15 protein-coding genes and 1 pseudogene are annotated in these 15,722 nt (G+C 67.0%); 9 read left to right on the forward strand and 7 right to left on the reverse strand.

The annotated features are described in order from the left end of the window. Window positions 1-23: 23 nt before the first annotated feature. A complete protein-coding gene (locus B9D87_RS08860; protein WP_007770456.1) occupies window positions 24-752 on the reverse strand; it encodes a DUF2652 domain-containing protein in 729 nt (242 codons plus the stop codon). Window positions 753-863: 111 nt separating this feature from the next. Here B9D87_RS08860 and B9D87_RS08865 point away from each other — a divergent pair, with 111 nt between their 5' ends. Further along, window positions 864-1,769 carry a haloalkane dehalogenase gene (locus B9D87_RS08865; RefSeq protein ID WP_007770454.1) on the forward strand — a complete coding sequence of 302 codons (906 nt, stop codon included), beginning with the start codon at window positions 864-866 and terminating at the stop codon, window positions 1,767-1,769. Window positions 1,770-1,966: 197 nt separating this feature from the next. Here the strand turns inward: B9D87_RS08865 and B9D87_RS08870 are convergent, their stop codons facing one another. After that, window positions 1,967-2,695 (reverse strand): 3'(2'),5'-bisphosphate nucleotidase CysQ, encoded by a 729-nt coding sequence (locus B9D87_RS08870; RefSeq protein WP_007770453.1) that lies wholly within the window; start codon window positions 2,693-2,695, stop codon window positions 1,967-1,969. 148 nt (window positions 2,696-2,843) lie between these two features. On the opposite strand from B9D87_RS08870, the gene B9D87_RS08875 reads away from it, so the two are divergent. After that, the gene (locus B9D87_RS08875; protein WP_007770452.1) at window positions 2,844-3,434 is read left to right on the forward strand and encodes a hypothetical protein; all 591 of its coding nucleotides are present in this window, start codon (window positions 2,844-2,846) and stop codon (window positions 3,432-3,434) included. A gap of 66 nt (window positions 3,435-3,500) precedes the next feature. On the opposite strand, the gene B9D87_RS08880 is transcribed toward B9D87_RS08875, so the two are convergent. Next, window positions 3,501-4,676 carry a thiolase family protein gene (locus tag B9D87_RS08880; RefSeq protein WP_007770451.1) on the reverse strand — a complete coding sequence of 392 codons (1,176 nt, stop codon included), beginning with the start codon at window positions 4,674-4,676 and terminating at the stop codon, window positions 3,501-3,503. Window positions 4,677-4,824: 148 nt separating this feature from the next. On the opposite strand from B9D87_RS08880, the gene B9D87_RS08885 reads away from it, so the two are divergent. From B9D87_RS08885 to B9D87_RS08895, 3 genes are all read left to right on the forward strand, one after another. Next, window positions 4,825-5,955, forward strand: coding sequence for an NDMA-dependent alcohol dehydrogenase (locus B9D87_RS08885; RefSeq protein ID WP_007770450.1), 1,131 nt, complete (start codon window positions 4,825-4,827; stop codon window positions 5,953-5,955). A gap of 29 nt (window positions 5,956-5,984) precedes the next feature. Further along, on the forward strand, window positions 5,985-6,377 hold the full coding sequence (locus B9D87_RS08890) for a DoxX family protein (protein ID WP_007770449.1): 393 nt from the start codon (window positions 5,985-5,987) through the stop codon (window positions 6,375-6,377). A gap of 67 nt (window positions 6,378-6,444) precedes the next feature. Beyond that, window positions 6,445-7,341: a DMT family transporter gene (locus tag B9D87_RS08895; protein ID WP_007770448.1), complete on the forward strand. Its 897-nt coding sequence runs from the start codon at window positions 6,445-6,447 to the stop codon at window positions 7,339-7,341. Between the two features lie 2 nt (window positions 7,342-7,343). On the opposite strand, the gene B9D87_RS08900 is transcribed toward B9D87_RS08895, so the two are convergent. After that, window positions 7,344-7,712: a bleomycin resistance protein gene (locus B9D87_RS08900; RefSeq protein ID WP_007770447.1), complete on the reverse strand. Its 369-nt coding sequence runs from the start codon at window positions 7,710-7,712 to the stop codon at window positions 7,344-7,346. A gap of 67 nt (window positions 7,713-7,779) precedes the next feature. Here B9D87_RS08900 and B9D87_RS08905 point away from each other — a divergent pair, with 67 nt between their 5' ends. From B9D87_RS08905 to B9D87_RS08915, 3 genes are all read left to right on the forward strand, one after another. Then, complete coding sequence (locus B9D87_RS08905) at window positions 7,780-8,529, forward strand: sensor domain-containing protein (protein WP_007770446.1); 750 nt, start codon at window positions 7,780-7,782, stop codon at window positions 8,527-8,529. A gap of 193 nt (window positions 8,530-8,722) precedes the next feature. After that, window positions 8,723-10,057 carry a magnesium transporter MgtE N-terminal domain-containing protein gene (locus B9D87_RS08910; RefSeq protein ID WP_007770442.1) on the forward strand — a complete coding sequence of 445 codons (1,335 nt, stop codon included), beginning with the start codon at window positions 8,723-8,725 and terminating at the stop codon, window positions 10,055-10,057. Next, window positions 10,054-11,736: an NRAMP family divalent metal transporter gene (locus tag B9D87_RS08915; protein ID WP_007770441.1), complete on the forward strand. Its 1,683-nt coding sequence runs from the start codon at window positions 10,054-10,056 to the stop codon at window positions 11,734-11,736. Before B9D87_RS08910 ends, B9D87_RS08915 begins: the two co-directional genes overlap by 4 nt. Here B9D87_RS08915 and B9D87_RS08920 read toward each other — a convergent pair. Next, window positions 11,726-12,747 (reverse strand): annotated as a pseudogene (locus tag B9D87_RS08920) (TIGR03617 family F420-dependent LLM class oxidoreductase). The gene B9D87_RS08915 and the pseudogene B9D87_RS08920 overlap by 11 nt on opposite strands. A 167-nt stretch (window positions 12,748-12,914) precedes the next feature. On the opposite strand from B9D87_RS08920, the gene B9D87_RS27245 reads away from it, so the two are divergent. Continuing rightward, window positions 12,915-13,121, forward strand: coding sequence for an excalibur calcium-binding domain-containing protein (locus B9D87_RS27245; RefSeq protein WP_238553412.1), 207 nt, complete (start codon window positions 12,915-12,917; stop codon window positions 13,119-13,121). 302 nt (window positions 13,122-13,423) lie between these two features. Here B9D87_RS27245 and B9D87_RS08930 read toward each other — a convergent pair whose 3' ends face one another. Together B9D87_RS08930 and htpG are read right to left on the reverse strand one after the other, a co-directional pair. Then, the gene (locus B9D87_RS08930) at window positions 13,424-13,639 is read right to left on the reverse strand and encodes a hypothetical protein (protein WP_007770435.1); all 216 of its coding nucleotides are present in this window, start codon (window positions 13,637-13,639) and stop codon (window positions 13,424-13,426) included. A gap of 68 nt (window positions 13,640-13,707) precedes the next feature. Continuing rightward, window positions 13,708-15,648: a molecular chaperone HtpG gene (gene htpG / locus B9D87_RS08935; protein ID WP_007770434.1), complete on the reverse strand. Its 1,941-nt coding sequence runs from the start codon at window positions 15,646-15,648 to the stop codon at window positions 13,708-13,710. Between the last annotated feature and the right edge of the window lie 74 nt (window positions 15,649-15,722).

Here is a 15,722-nt window from a genome sequence, read left to right on the forward strand (position 1 = left end):
CGCGGGGCCCCAGGGGTTTTCGGCTATGCGGAGACTTCCTCGGCGCCCCGGCCCAAGTTGCGGAACCCCTGGGCGGGCTCTTTCATGCCGAGGGTGAAGGGCAGGCTGTCGAGTTCGAACCTCGTCGTCGCGCCGAGCCGGCGCAACAAACTGCGTCGCGGCGCCACAACGGGAACCTGCACCGCCGCAAGGTCGATGTAGTGCGTCGAGGTTTCCCCGATGCCGTCGAAGACGTGCACCAACGGCATGCAGAGCTCGCGCATCGGCTCATCGAGGCATTCCGCGACGGGATCGGTCATCAGCACGTATTCGGCAACCGGCACCATGTTTTTCAGCATCCGGTGCACCAGGATGACGTCGAGGCCGGCCAGCTCGACGTGGCGCTTCACCTTCTGATCCGCCACCTCGCCCACGTGCACGACGAACTTGAGCGACAGCTTCTCCAGCTGTTCACAACTCGCGCATTCGCAGGCGATGTCGGCTTTCATCCGCTCGCGGCGCTCCAGGAACGACGCGCGCATCCGTGACAGGCGATCGCACACCACCTCTTTGGCGTGACTGTCCGGCGCCCAGAAGAACGCCGCGTCACCCTCGAGTTTGGCCAGCTTCAGACCCTTGGCGGCGTTGATGACCGACTCCAACAGGCCGGCAACCGTCAGCTGGGCATGGGCAAGGTGCGTCCGGTTCCACTGCATGTAATGCGTGTACCCGCCGATGTCGGCTATGAGCAGAACCGCGCGCCGAATTGCCATAAATAAGCCAGTTTAGTAGCCCTTCGGGCCCAGCTCAATGAATCTGCTACTAGACGAATTCGCGTCGGCGCGAGAGGCTAACAGGGGTGCCGGTTCACCGGAGGAGCTGATATGCATGTGCTGCGAACCCCGGACTCCCGATTCGAAAACCTGGAGGACTACCCGTTCGTTGCGCATTACCTCGATGTGACCGCGAGCGACTCCCGGCCGCTTCGCATGCACTACCTCGACGAGGGCACCATCGAAGGGCCGCCGATCGTTCTGCTGCACGGCGAGCCGACGTGGAGCTACCTCTACCGCACGATGATCCCGCCCCTGACCGATGCCGGGAACCGCGTGCTCGCGCCCGATCTGATCGGCTTCGGCCGTTCGGACAAGCCCAGCCGGGTCGAGGATTACACCTACCAGCGTCACGTGGAGTGGGTGATCTCGTGGTTCGAGCATCTCAACCTCAGGGACGTCACGCTGTTCGTGCAGGACTGGGGGTCGCTGATCGGGCTGCGCATCGCCGCCGAACAGCCCGACCGCATCGGGCGGCTGGTGGTCGGCAACGGTTTCCTCCCGACGGCGCAACGACGCACCCCACCGGCCTTCTACGCGTGGCGCGCCTTCGCGCGCTACTCCCCCGTCCTGCCCGCCGGCCGCATCGTCAGCGCCGGGACCGTCCGCCGGGTGCCGTCGAAAGTGCGGGCCGGTTACGACGCACCCTTCCCGGACAAGACCTATCAGGCCGGGGCCCGCGCGTTTCCTCAGCTCGTGCCCACCTCGCCCGCCGACCCGGCGATCCCGGCCAACAGGAAGGCGTGGGATGCCCTCGGCCGCTGGGAAAAGCCGTTCCTCGCCATCTTCGGCGCGCGGGATCCCATCCTCGGGCGGGCGGACAGCGCGCTGATCAAGCACATTCCCGGCGCCGCGGGCCAGCCACACGCCCGGATCAACGCCAGCCACTTCATTCAAGAGGACCGCGGACCCGAACTGGCCGAGCGCATCCAGTCGTGGCAGCAGGCCTGGCTCTGAGCGCCGTTAGCAGGTGTCGACCGGCGCCGGAACCCAGGGTCAGACGATAGTCACCGTTGACGTGCGCCCGATGTGAATCGCGTTGGCAACAGCGGTAATCCGCCCTGCGGAGCCAGTCCGCGCGTGGATCCACCTGGGGCTGAATCGATCTCCCGGCACACGGGACGACGGGCCACCCGGCGCCACCCCCGGTGACGTCAACGGGTAACCGCGAGTACGGCTTCCGCGAGCTCGGGGCGGCACACCACCAGATCGGGCAGCTTGGGGTCCGGCTGGTTGTAGGCCAGGGCCGACCCGTCGATGCGAGAGGTGTGCAGCCCGGCGGCCCGCGCCACGGCCACCGGTGCGGCGGAGTCCCATTCGAACTGACCGCCGGCATGCACGTACACGTCGGACAGTCCTTGGACGATCGAGGCGACCTTGGCTCCGGCCGAACCCATTTCCACCAGGACTCCGTCCAGAGCGTCGCGCACGTTCAACGCGACGGCCGGTGGACGGGTCCGCGACACCACGATGCGCGGCTTGCCCGGCGCGGCGGGAGGCGAATTCACGTCGGGAGTCGCCAGCGTGATGCCCTGGGCCGGTAGCGCCACGGCGCCGGCGACCAGCTCGCCGGACTGCCACAGCGCGACGTGCACCGCCCAGTCGTCGCGTCCCAGCTCGGAGAATTCCCGCGTGCCATCCAGCGGATCGACGATCCAGACGCGGTCGGAGCGCAATCGCACCGGGTCGTCGGCACCCTCCTCGGACAGCACCGCATCATCCGGCCGCTCGGCGGCAAGCGCCTCCATCAAGAAGTCGTGGGATCGCTTGTCCCCCGCGGCTTTCCGGTCGTTCGCTTCGGCGCCGGCGAACTCTTCCCGGACCCCGAGTAATAGCCGACCGGCCTCGGTGGCCAACCGTGCGGCCAGATCATGGTCATTCATCGACAGCTCCACGGAATCCTTAATATGTTGGTAGCGATGACCAACTTTACCCTGTCATCCCTTCGGCGGGCACCCACCCCAGCGGAAAAGTTTCACCCGTAATCTGGTGATCGTGAGCGGCAACGCCAACGTCCCATTATTGAGGCGGTTGCGGCACACCTCGCGGGGGCGATTGACCGGGGCCGGCATTGTCGCGGCGGTGGTGCTGGTCGGGGTCCTCACCGTGGTGGGCGTGCAGCTGACCCAAGGCCAGCACAGCGCGACGGCACCCAGCACGCAGCCGTCGCAGTCAGCCCCGGAGAGCTTCGCCATTCCGGGCTGCTACAACCCGTCCGTCCCGCCGGTTGCGCGGCCGAAGCGGCTCAACGTGCTGGGCTGCGCCAGCGTGGCCGTTGCGCTGCAGGACATGTCGTGGAGTTCGTGGGGGCCGCAGGGCGCCGACGGGACCGGCACGGCGGTGTTCAAGCTCTGCGACCCGAACTGTGCGGCGGGATCTCAGCTGACCGAACCGGTGGTCGTGCACGCGTGGAATCCGCAGCAGCCGCGGCGCGAGGCCATCTGCCAGGTCGGCCTGGAAATTTTCGCCGACATGATTCTGGCCTTCCCCCACGGCACGCCACCACCGAACGTGCAGAAGATGAACACTCAGTACAACGGCGCGCCGGCCGTGCACTTCGCCAATTATTCGAGCGGCGACACGCGCGGCACCCAGTTCATCGGCTACACGTTCTGCAACTAGCCGGTGGTGAACTGCCTTGCGCCGGTTCAGGCTTGACGGCGGCGACCCGCCTTCGACCCGGCGCCGCTAGACCTCGATGACGACAGCGCCACCCTGGCCGCCGCCGGCACACATCGCGGCGACACCGATGCCGCCGCCGCGGCGGGCGAGCTCGTAGACCAACGTGGTCACCATGCGCGCACCCGAGGCCGCGATCGGGTGACCGAGGCTGCAGCCGCTGCCGGAGAAGTTCACCTTCTCCTCGTCGATGCCGTATTCGCGGCACGCCGCGATCGGGACGGACGCGAACGCCTCGTTGATCTCCCACAGCGCCACGTCGCCGGGCGACAGGCCGGCCCGCTGCAGCACCTTCCCGATGACCTTGACGGCACCGAGACCACAATCGCGGGCCGGGACGCCCGCGGCGGCCCACGCCTTGACCGTGCCCATGACGTTGAGCTTGTTGGCCGCGGCGTAATCGCGATCGACCAGGGCCACGCCGGCGGCGGCGTCGTTGGTGCCACTGCTGTTACCCGCGGTAATCGAGAAGCCCTCGATTTCGGGGTGCAGCACCTTGAGGCCGGCGAGCTTCTCGACGGTGGTGTCGCGCCGCGGATGCTCGTCCACCGCGAACTCGGTGACCGAGCCGTCGAACTGGGTGATCTTCAGCGGCAGGATCTCGTCGACGAACTTGCCGGCGTCCTGGGCCGCAACGGCGCGTTGATGCGAGCGGGCCGCCCAAGCGTCCATCTCCTCGCGTGTGATGCCGACCGCCTGCGCGGTGTTCCAGCCGACCGTGATCGACATGTCCTTGGCGGGCGCGTCCGGCGTCTCCACGTGCGTCGGCGGCATCCAGCGCTCCTCGAACTTCAGCTCGGGGCCGGGGATCCGCCAGTTGGTCAACGGCGTCATCGACAGCGACTGCACACCGCCTGCGATGAGCACGCGCTCCATGCCCGAGCCGATCTGCGCCGCGGCGTTGCCGATGGCCGTCAGGCTGCCCGCGCAGTGCCGGTTGACCGACTGCCCCGGGACGTGGTCCAGGCCCGTCGCGGTCGCGGCGTAACGCGCGAGATCTCCACCGCCGTAATGTGATTCGGCGAAGATGATGTCATCGATATCGGCGGGGTCGACGCCCGACCTGCGGACCACCTCGGGCAGCACGGCGGTGATCAGGGTCTCGGGCGGCGTGTTGACCAGCGTGCCCTTGAACGAACGGCCGATCGCGGTCCTGGCGGCTCCGACGATGACGGGTGTTCCCATGTTCTCAACCTCGTTGTTGTGGGCGGTCAGACGCCGCGAATCGTATCAAATACTGTATAGGCAATAGTAATGGTCTAAATTCAGTGGGCCGGGCTCCTGTGACGGCGCTAACAATTAAGCGGTTCGGGTAAACACGGAGGCCAAGCCGTTGAAGACCAAAGGTGCGCTGGTCTGGGAACTGAACGAGCCGTGGTCGGTCGACGAGATCGAAATCGGAGATCCGCGCCGTGGCGAGGTGACCGTCCAGCTGGAAACGGCCGGGTTGTGCCACTCCGACCACCATCTGATGACGGGTGACTTCCCCATCCCGAGCTATCCGGTCCTGGGCGGTCACGAGGGTGCCGGCATCATCACCGAGGTCGGCGATGGCGTCGAGCACCTGGCCGTCGGCGATCACGTCGTCATGTCCTTCATCCCGTCCTGCGGGGAATGCACACCGTGCCAGACGGGGCTGCGCAACCTGTGCGACCTCGGCATGGGCCTGTTGTCGGGTCAATCGGTTTCCGACGGATCCTTCCGCGTCACCGCACGGGGCCGCGACGTCATCCCGATGTCGCTGCTGGGCACCTTCGCCCCGTACGTGGTGGTGCACCACACCTCGGTGGTCAAGATCGACCCGTCGATCCCGTTCGACGTGGCCTGCCTGGTGGGCTGCGGGGTGACCACCGGCTACGGCTCGGCGGTGCGCAGCGCGGCGGTCTCGCCGGGTGAGGACGTCGCGGTCATCGGCATCGGGGGCGTCGGCGTCGCCGCCCTGCAGGGCGCCCGCATCGCCGGGGCCCGGCGCATCTTCGCCGTCGATCCCTACGAATGGAAGCGTGAGCAGGCACTCAAGTTCGGCGCCACAACGGCTTTCGCGGACGTGGGCAGCGCGGCGGCCGGCATCGCCGAGGCGACGCGAGGGTTCATGTGTCACAAGGTGATCGTCACCGTAGGCCACGTGGAGGGCAAGGACGTCGAGTCGTGGATGGGGCTGACGGCCAAGGGCGGGGTGTGCTGCCTCACCGGCATGGCCAGTGTGCTGGCCAACGAGGTCACGCTCAATCTCGCGGGACTCTCGCTGTTGCAGAAGAGCTTGCAGGGCAGCATCTTTGGCGGCGGAAACCCCCAGTACGATATTCCCGCGATCCTCGAGCTCTACAAGCTGGGCCAGCTCAACCTCGACGACATGGTGACGCGCGAATACACCCTCGATCAGATCAACGACGGCTATCGCGACATGCTCGAGGGCCGCAACGTGCGCGGCATCATCCGCTACACCGACGCCGACCGCGCGTGAGCACTGGCCGCAATGGGCACAATGACTTCATGACCATCAGACCTCTCGATGCCCGTGACACCACGCAGCAACTCGCCTACCGGGTCGCGGCCATGCTGCTCGGCATCGGAACCCTGCACTTCGTCGCGCCCAAACCGTTCGACTCCATCATCCCGGCAGAACTGCCCGGAAGCCCGCGGCTCTACACCTACGGATCGGGCGTCGCCGAGCTGGCGGTCGGGGCGCTGCTGGTGCCACAGCGCACCCGGCGCTCGGCCGCGCTGGCCGCCGCGGCCCTGTTCATCGGCGTCTTCCCGGGCAACGTCAACATGTGCCGGTTGTGGTGGAGCAAACCGTGGCCCATGCGGATCGTCGCCTTGGCCCGCCTGCCGCTGCAGATTCCCATGATCACCACGGCACTAAAGATTCGGCGCAACAGCTGAAGCGGTGATCGCGGCAAACCGATTGCGCCGCAAGCGGAATCCTCAGCCAAGCGCACGGGAGGACTAAGTGAGCAGAACGGCGATCGCCGCAGTGCTCGCGATGGCGGCCGCGCTGATGGTCGGCGCCGGCGACGTCGTCCAGCAGCGATCCGCGCAACAGGTCACAGACCAGCCCGTCGGCACCTTCACCCTGTTCCGCCGGCTGCTGCGCGACCGGCAATGGTGGACCGGCAGCCTGGTGGCCGGCGCCGGATTCGGGTTCCAGGCCGCGGCACTGGGCCTGGGCTCGGTGGTGCTGGTGCAGGCGCTGCTGGTGACGTCGTTGCTGTTCGCCTTGCTCATCAGCGCGAGGGTGAACCACCGCAGAATCACACGCCGGCAAGGCATTTGGGCGGTGTTGCTTGCCGCCGCGGTCGCGGTGGTGGTGACGGTCGGTGATCCCCAGCAAGGCGCCCCGCGCGGGTCGGTGCAGACATGGACCATCGTGGCGTTGGTCATGGGCCCCGCGCTGATCCTGTGCGTGATCGGTGCGCGGATGTTCCCCGGTTCGGTCGGCGCACTGTTGCTGGGCCTGATGTCCGGTTCGCTGTGGGGGCTGTTTTCGGTGCTGACCAAGGGCGTGGTGGACCAACTGGACCGCGGCATCCCGGCGCTGTTGCGCACACCGGAGTTGTATGTGTGGGTGGTGCTGGCGATCGCGGCCACCGCCTGGGAGCAATCGGCGTTTCGGGCCGGCCCACTCACCGCGTCGCTGCCGGCGGTCACCGTCGCCGAGCCCATCGTGGGCTCGGCGCTCGGTATCACGGTGTTGGGTGAGACGCTGCACACCAACGACATCGGCTGGGTGGCCCTGGGCGTGTCGGTGGGCCTGATGGCGGCGGCGACGGTGGCGCTGGCCCACAGCCAGGCCAGCTACGCCCCGACCACTGACGAAAAGCCTTCTCCCGCAACGGAGAAGGCCTGAGGTCAACTCAGCCGTGAGCCGACCCGGTGGGCGGTGCCGTCGGGATCGACGTAGGCGAACTCCCGCAGGCCGTACGGTGTGCCCTGGGGGGCGAAAAGGCGCCCGTCGAGGTTTTCCAGTGCCGCCCACTCCGCATACAGCGCGTCGGCATCACTGACATAGAGGTACACGCTGGCGGCGGTGCGCAGCGGGTCGTGCTCGGCCCATTCGGTGAGGTGGATCGACACCGGCCCGCGGTCGGCGAACCCGTACCGTTCGGGCCCTTCGTATGCGCGGGCGTCGAAGCCGAGCCGGCGATACCGGCCGAGTGCGACGTCCAGGTCCCGGACCGGGACGATCGGGGATACCGAGGTGAAGTCGACTGCGGACACACAGCGAACATAGCCTTTAACTGCGATCTCGCTCGTGACGTCGGGTGCCGTCGTATGCTCCATGCGCATGAGGAGCCAGCTGACCGCGGCGGTCGTCGTCGCCACCACGATAGTGGTCGCGGGGTGCGGCGGTGGCCACCAGGGCGGCGGTGCTGCGTCGTCGACCACCACCACGACGGCCTCGTCGAAGGCTCCGCTCGAGCAGGGCGCGCTGCCCGATCTGATGCTCTCGCCGAGCGACATCGACACCGTGCTGGGTGCCACGGGGACGTCGAGCGATCCACCGATCACCAAGTTGCTGGAAGACCCGTTCAAGCGCGAGGACTACACCTTCCCCGCCGAATGCCGGTACACCATGCACGCGGCGCTGGCGTCCGTCTACGCCGACAGCGGGAACACCGCGGTCTACGGCTACCACGACCAGGCGCCGGCGCCCGCGGGCGCGGATCAACTGGAAAGCCCCGATGTCTATCAGGTCGTCGTGCTGTTCGGGTCCCCCGAACAGGCGAGCGCATTCTTCGCGACGTCGGCCCAGCGCTGGCCCGCCTGCGCCAACCGTCAGGACACCGTCCCCGCCGCCGACGGCAAACCGGAACTTCAGTGGAAGGTGGGCCAGGTTTCCAACGCCAACGGCGTTGTGAGCGTTCCGGTGACCCTGACCATCGTCGGGAACGGCGCGAGCGTGACCGTGCCCTGCCAGCGGGCGCTGACCGTCCGTAACAACGTCGTCATCGATATCGACGCGTGCCGCAAGGACATCGGGGACCTCGGCGTGAGCATCGCCAACCAGATCGCCGGAAAAATCGACAAGCAATAGTGTCAGCGGGATGCGGTGAACCCAATAGCCTTCTGCCGTTTACCTATTGGCTGTAGTCGTCGGCGGCCGCGGGAGCGTATGCTCTGGCGGCCGTGACGGTCCGACGATCGATTTGAAGCCGCATCGCGCCGCGATACCCGGTTTCGGGGTAGGTTGTCCGCGGGTTAGGTCGTACCGCCTTGAGGAGGGATACGTGGGCACATCGGAAAAGGCGTCCAAGCCGCGCGCCGGGCAGCCGGTCATCCACCTCTCGCAGCTGTTGCGCGCGCCCGTGCTGGCGCGCGCCGGAGAAACCGTGGGGCGCGTCGAGGACGTGATCGTGCGGCTGCGCGGCGCCGAGGAGTATCCGTTGGTGGCCGGCATCGTGGCCGGGGTCGGCGGACGCCTGGTGTTCATCGGCGACAAGTCCATCGACGAGTACTCCGCGGACCGGGTTCTGTTGACCAAGAACAAGGTTGACCTTCGCGGGTTCGAACGGCGCGAGGGCGAGGTGTTGTTGCGCACCGATGTGCTGGGCCACCGGTTGATCGACGTGGCGACCGTCGAGCTGGTGCGCGCGTACGACGTCGAGCTGGAAGAGACCGGCGAGGGCTGGATGGTCACCCGCCTGGATACCCGCCGTCCCCCACGGTTGTTCGGGCTGATCAAGCATTCGGGCGGGCACGCGTCGCGCGATTGGAAGGCATTCGAGCCGCTGATCGGTCACGCGCGTTCCGATGCCGTGCGGCGTCTGTCGGATCGGTTCGGTGACCTCAAGGCCGCCGAAATCGCCGACCTTCTCGAGGAAGCGGACAAGGCCGAGGGCGGCGAGATCCTGGATCGGGTGCACAGCGACCCGGAGTTGGAGGCCGACGTCTTCGAAGAGCTGGATCCCGAGAAAGCCAGCCGGCTGCTCGATGACATGCCGGACAACGAGGTCGCCGCGCTGCTGGGCCGGATGCGCGCCGACGACGCCGCGGACGCCATCGTCGACCTGCGCCAGTCGCGGCGCCGCCGTGTGCTGGAGCTGATGCCGGCCCCGCAACGCACCAAGGTCATCACCTTGATGGGGTTCAACCCCGAAAGTGCCGGCGGGCTGATGAATGTCGACTCGGTGACATGCTCGCCCACCGCGACGGCGGGCGAGGCGTTGGCGTTGATTGCCGCCTCGCGCAGCATCCAGCCGGAAGCGCTGATCAAGGTGCACGTGCTCGACGAGGACAAGCGTCTCGACGGCGTCGTTTCGGTGATCACCCTGCTGCAGGTCGACCCTTCCGAAAAGCTGGGAGCCCTAATGGATTCCGATCCGGTGCGGGTGAACGCCGTCGCGGATCTGACCGATATCGCGCTGCTGATGGCCGACTTCAATCTCTACTCCATCCCCGTCGTCGACGAGCAGGACCGCCTACTGGGGGTGGTGACCGTCGACGACGTGCTGGAGGCGACCATTCCCGAAGACTGGCGACGCCGCGAGCCCGCGCCGCGGCCCATCCGCGAAATCGCCGCCGACGACCGTGACACACCGCCCACCGGAGGTAGCCCGCAGTGAGCTCCGGCGGCGAGAACACCACCGAGGCCGACCCGCAGGGTGCGGACGTGCAGCGCCCCGAGTCGGCGCAACGGCGCACCGCGGTGCTGGACAGCGCCCACCTGGGTGACATCGAGGGGGCGTTCGGGCGCATCAGCGTCGGCGAGACCGAGCACGCCCGGACCTGGCGGACGCGGCTGCTGACCCTGCTCGCGATCGTCGGGCCCGGCATCATCGTGATGGTCGGCGACAACGACGCGGGCGGGGTGGCCACCTACGCCCAGGCCGGCCAGAACTACGGCTACTCGCTGCTGTGGGTGTTGCTGCTGCTGATCCCGGTGCTCATCGTCAACCAGGAAATGGTGGTGCGACTCGGCGCGGTCACCGGGGTCGGGCACGCCCGGTTGATCAACGAACGCTTCGGCCGCGGCTGGGGCTGGTTTTCGGTCGGTGACCTGTTCCTGCTCAACTTCTTGACCATCGTCACCGAGTTCATCGGCATCAGCCTGGCCGCCGAATACATCGGCGTCTCCAAATACGTTGTGGTACCGATCTCGGCGGTCGCGTTGGTGGCGATCATGGCCAGCGGCAGCTTCCGTCGATGGGAGCGAGCCATGTTCATCTTCATCGCGGTCACGCTGCTGCAGATCCCGATGCTGCTGATGTCGCATCCACAGTGGGGGCACGCGGCGAAGTCGTTTGTGGTGCCCAGTATTTCGGGCGGCGTCAGTTCGGACGCGGTGCTGTTGATCATCGCCATCGTCGGCACCACCGTAGCGCCGTGGCAGCTGTTCTTCCAGCAGTCCAACGTCGTCGACAAGCGCATCACCCCCCGGTTCATGGGCTACGAACGCGCGGACACCGTGCTGGGCGCCTTCGTGGTGGTGGTCGGCGCGGCCGCGCTGATGATGACCGGTGAGTGGGCGGCGCGCTCCACCAACACCATTGGCGGCTTCACCGATGCCGGCGCCACGGCGCATCTGCTGGGCGCGCACCGCCCGATACTCGGCTCGATCTTTGCCATCGTGCTGATGGACGCCTCGATCATCGGGGCCGCCGCGGTGACCCTGGCCACCAGTTACGCCTTCGGAGACGTGTTCGGCCTCAAGCATTCGCTGCACCGTGGCTTCTCCGACGCCAAGCAGTTCTACCTGTCCTACACCGCCATGGTGGTGCTGGCCGCGGCCATCGTGCTGATTCCGGGCGCCCCGCTGGGATTGATCACCACCGCGGTGCAGGCGCTGGCCGGTCTCTTGCTGCCCAGCGCCAGCGTGTTCCTGCTGCTGCTGTGCAACGACCGAGAGGTGTTGGGGCCGTGGGTGAATCGGTCCTGGCTCAATTGGGTGGCCGGGCTGATCGTGGGCGTGCTACTGCTACTGTCCGGAATCTTGATGGCTACCACGCTGTTTCCCGACCTCAACGTCGTCGCGGTCGCGGGCTATCTGACGCTGGGGCTGGTGATCCTCGCGGCGGGCGCGGCGCCGGTGCTGCGCTGGGTGGCGCGCCGGCAGCCGTCGCGGCCCCAGCCACAACTTCCGGCCCGCGGCGTCGATCGCAACACCTGGCGCATGCCCCCGCTGGCGCTGCTCGAGCCGGTCACCTGGTCACCCGGAACCCGGCTCGCGATGATCGCGCTGCGCGGCTACCTGGTGGTCGGGGCGTTGCTGTTGGTGGTCAAGGCCATTCAGCTCAGCCGCTGACCGCTTGTATCCGGCGGGCCACCTCGCCGTATCGCTCGAAGCGGTCCTGATCGGCGACGGAGTTGTACATCACCAACCGCGTTGCCGTTCCGGCGTATTTCGCGATCAGCGCGTCGGCGAGCCCGTCCCAGGTCGACTCGGTGGCGAAGACCGCGATGTGATCGTCGCTGACCTGGGCCGCCATTCCCGCGTAGTCTCCGGCCTTCTGCTTCTCCCGGATCCGGGCGGTGGTTCCCTCGAAACCCGCCTCGTCCCAGATGAATGCGTAGTTGGGCGTGCTGCCGTAGAAGGCCATGCTGGCGCGCACGACCTCGCGCTGCTTTGCGCGCGCTTCGTCCGTGTCGCCGACGATCGTCATGACGGGCACGATGATCGCGAGATCCGACGATGAACGGCCCGCTTTGGCCGCGCCTTCGGCGACCGTCGGCAGCACGTGCCGGGCCAGGTAGCCCGGTTCGCCGATCGGGTGGACGTGGACACCGTCGGCAACTTCGCCGGCCATCCGCAGCATCCACGGATTGACCGCTGCGATATCGACTTTGGGGTCCGGGGCGTCGATCGGCCCGGGCTCCACTGCGGGGTGATGAAGTCGAGGTCGTAGAAGTCACCGTGGTGGTCCAGCGTCCCGGAGCGGAACGCCGCGAAGCATGCCTTCACGGCGAGCAAGTAGTCGCGCAGCCGGGGCCCGGGCCGCTCGAAGGCCGTGCCGTAGCGCCGCACCACGTGGGTGCGTACCTGGGTGCCCAGGCCCAGCCGGAACTTCCCCTTGGTGGCCTCCTGCAGTTCCCACGCGGCGGCGGCCGTCACGAACGGACTGCGCGGAAACGCCACCGCGACGCCCGTCGACAACTCCAGATCCGGTGCGGCCTGCGACGCCACGGCGGCGTTCAGGTACGCGGTGCGGCCGGTCTCGGTGAACAACAGACCGGAGAACCCGGCGGATTGGGTCTTCCGGGCGAGGTCACCGATTTGGCCGAGCGGCTGGGGAATCGTCATCGCGTCGACATGCATGGTGGGAGCGTACGTCGAACGTCAGATCGCGATGCGGACCGCAGTAGCCTCTTGCTCAACAGTCGAGTCAGGGTGTTAGCTCTGTAGTCGTCAGCAACCATCGTTGTTTTGCTAACAGGAGGACCCCGAACGTGTTTCGTGGATTATTCATCGTTGGAGCAATCGCCGTGGGAATTGCGGGGGCGCCCGCCGCCCAGGCCGCTCCCCCGACGACCACAACGTCGCCGTCGCCGACGACCGGTGGCAGCGCGTACTACCCCACCTGCAGGGCTGCCTGCGCCGCGGGTGTCGCGCCGATCTATCGCGGCCAGCCGGGCTACCGGCCCGGACTCGACCGCGATAACGACGGCGTGGCCTGCGAAGTATGCCACTGAAGTGGGTTGGCGCGTAAGGCGATTCGACGCCGCACCGCGCCTGTGGGCCCTCGCCGCGATCGCCTGCGCGGGGCTGGCGGCGTGCGGGTCGCAGCACGCCGCGCCGTCCAACACGTCCGGCCCAACCTCGACGAAGTCGCCGGCGGCGGTGAGCACGAGCGTTGCGCCCAGCACACCTGCCGCCGCGCCCGCCGCCCCCGGTTCGGCCAGTGCCCAGCCATGCGTCGGGCTATCGATCTGCGCGCCACCACCGCCGGACGCCGAGGGCAATCCGCCGTGCTATTACGCCGACGGCTGGCGCGTCAGCGCCGTTTCGGCCGGTGGCTCACCGGCGCGGTGAAGCCCTCGGTGTCATCGAAGAATGCCCACTGCCCGTCGTCGTTGACCTCCATGCGCCAGCCCAGCTCGGTATTGCCGCCGACGGAGTTGACGAACCAGGCGTGCGCGGCCTCCGCGTTGGCAAAATTCTTCGTCGCGACGACCCGGCCCCGCGGGTCGATAACGCGAAACGTAGGCATGGGATCTAAGTATCCCTGCCAGCAAGTTTTCAATCCCGGAAATGGCGTATTTGCCGGTAAATGCCCAGTTACACCGTGCGGGCCAACCGGCCGGCGAGTATCTCGGCAAACCTCGCCGGATCGTCGAGCGCGCCGCCTTCGGCAAGAAGTGCTGTGCCATAGAGCAATTCCGCGGTCTCCGCGACAGAGGGGTCGTCGCTGCGGTCCTGGTGGGCTTGGCGCAGGCCGGTGACGAGCGGGTGGGTGGGGTTGAGTTCGAGGATCCGCTTGCCCACCGGGATGTCCTGCCCGGAAGCGCGGTACATGCGCGCCAGCGCCGGCGTGATCCCGAAGGCGTCGGTGATCAGGCAGGCGGGCGAGTCCGTCAGGCGGTTCGACAACCGGACCTCCTTGACGTGGTCACTCAGGGTTTCCTTCAGCCAGGCGAGCAGATCGGCGAATTCCTTCTGCTGCTCCTCGCGCTCGGCCTCGCTCTCGTCACCGTCGGCGCTGAGGTCCACCTCGCCCTTGGCGATGGACTGCAGCGGCTTGCCGTCGAACTCCGTCACGGTCCCCACCCAAACCTCGTCGACCGGGTCGGTGAGCAGGAGCACCTCATAGCCCTTGGCCTTGAACGCCTCGAGGTGCGGCGACTTCAGGATCTGCTGACGTGACTCCCCCGTGGCGTAGAAGATCTGCGTCTGGCCCTCCTTCATGCGCTCGACGTATTGGGCGAGGGTGGTGGCCTCCTCCTCGCTGTGCGTCGAGGCGAACGACGAGATCTGCAGCAGCGTCTCCTGGTTGTCGAAGTCCGACAGCAGGCCCTCCTTGACGACCCGCCCGAATTGGGTCCAGAAGGTGCGGTAGTCCTCCGGGCGCTCGGACTGCAGATCCTTGATCGTGGCGAGCACCTTCTTGGTCAACCGCCGCCGGATGGCCTTGATTTGCCGGTCCTGTTGCAGGATCTCCCGCGACACGTTGAGCGACATGTCCTGCGCGTCAACGACGCCCTTGACGAAACGCAGGTATTCGGGCATGAGCTCGTCGCAGTCGCCCATGATGAACACGCGCTTGACGTACAGCTGGATCCCGGTCTGGCCGTCGCGGTTGAACAGGTCGAACGGGGCGTGCGACGGGATGAACAGCAGCGCCTGGTACTCGAAGGTGCCCTCGGCGCGCATCGCGATGACCTCGAGCGGGTCGTCCCAGGCGTGCCCGATGTGCTTGTAGAACTCCTTGTACTCCTCCTCGGAGACCTCTTCTTTGGGCCTGGCCCACAGCGCCTTCATCGAGTTGAGCGTCTCGGTCTCGATGGTGACGGTCTCCTCGCCGCCCTCTTCGTCGGAGGCGGGCGGTTGACGTCGCTCGACCTCCATCCGGATCGGCCACGAGATGAAGTCGGAGTACTTCTTCACCAGGCTTCTGATCTTGAACTCCGAGGTGTAGTCGTGCAGCTCGTCCTCGGCGTCTTCGGGCTTGAGGTGCAGGATGACCGACGTTCCCTGCGGGGCGTCGTCCACCGATTGGATGGTGTAGGTGCCCTCGCCGCTCGATTCCCATTTGGTGGCCTCGCTCTCGCCGGCCTTGCGGGTGAGCAGTTCGACCTTGTCGGCGACCATGAAGCTGGAATAGAAACCGATGCCGAACTGACCGATGAGTTCCTCGGAGGCGGCCTCGTTCTTGGCGTTCTTCGCCTCGCGCAGTTGCTTGCGCAGTTCGGCGGTGCCGGACTTGGCCAGCGTGCCGATCAGGTCCACCACCTCGGCGCGGGTCATCCCGATGCCGTTGTCCCGGATGGTCAGGATGCGCGCATCCTTATCCACGTCGATCTCGATGTGCAGGTCGGACGTGTCGACGTCGAGGTCCTTGTTCCGGAACGCCTCCAGCCGCAGCTTGTCCAGGGCGTCGGAAGCATTGGAGATCAACTCCCGCAAAAACGAATCCTTGTTGGAGTAGACGGAGTGGACCATCAGATCCAGCAGTTGCCGGGCCTCTGCCTGAAACTCCAACTGCTCGACGTGCGCGCTCATGACATTCCCTTCGACAGCATGACGTTTCAAATTTACCGAGCCGCCGACCACCGGTGTCCGGTGGACCCGTCCTC

This window comes from Mycobacterium colombiense CECT 3035, from assembly GCF_002105755.1.
Taxonomy (GTDB): Bacteria; Actinomycetota; Actinomycetes; order Mycobacteriales; family Mycobacteriaceae; genus Mycobacterium; species Mycobacterium colombiense.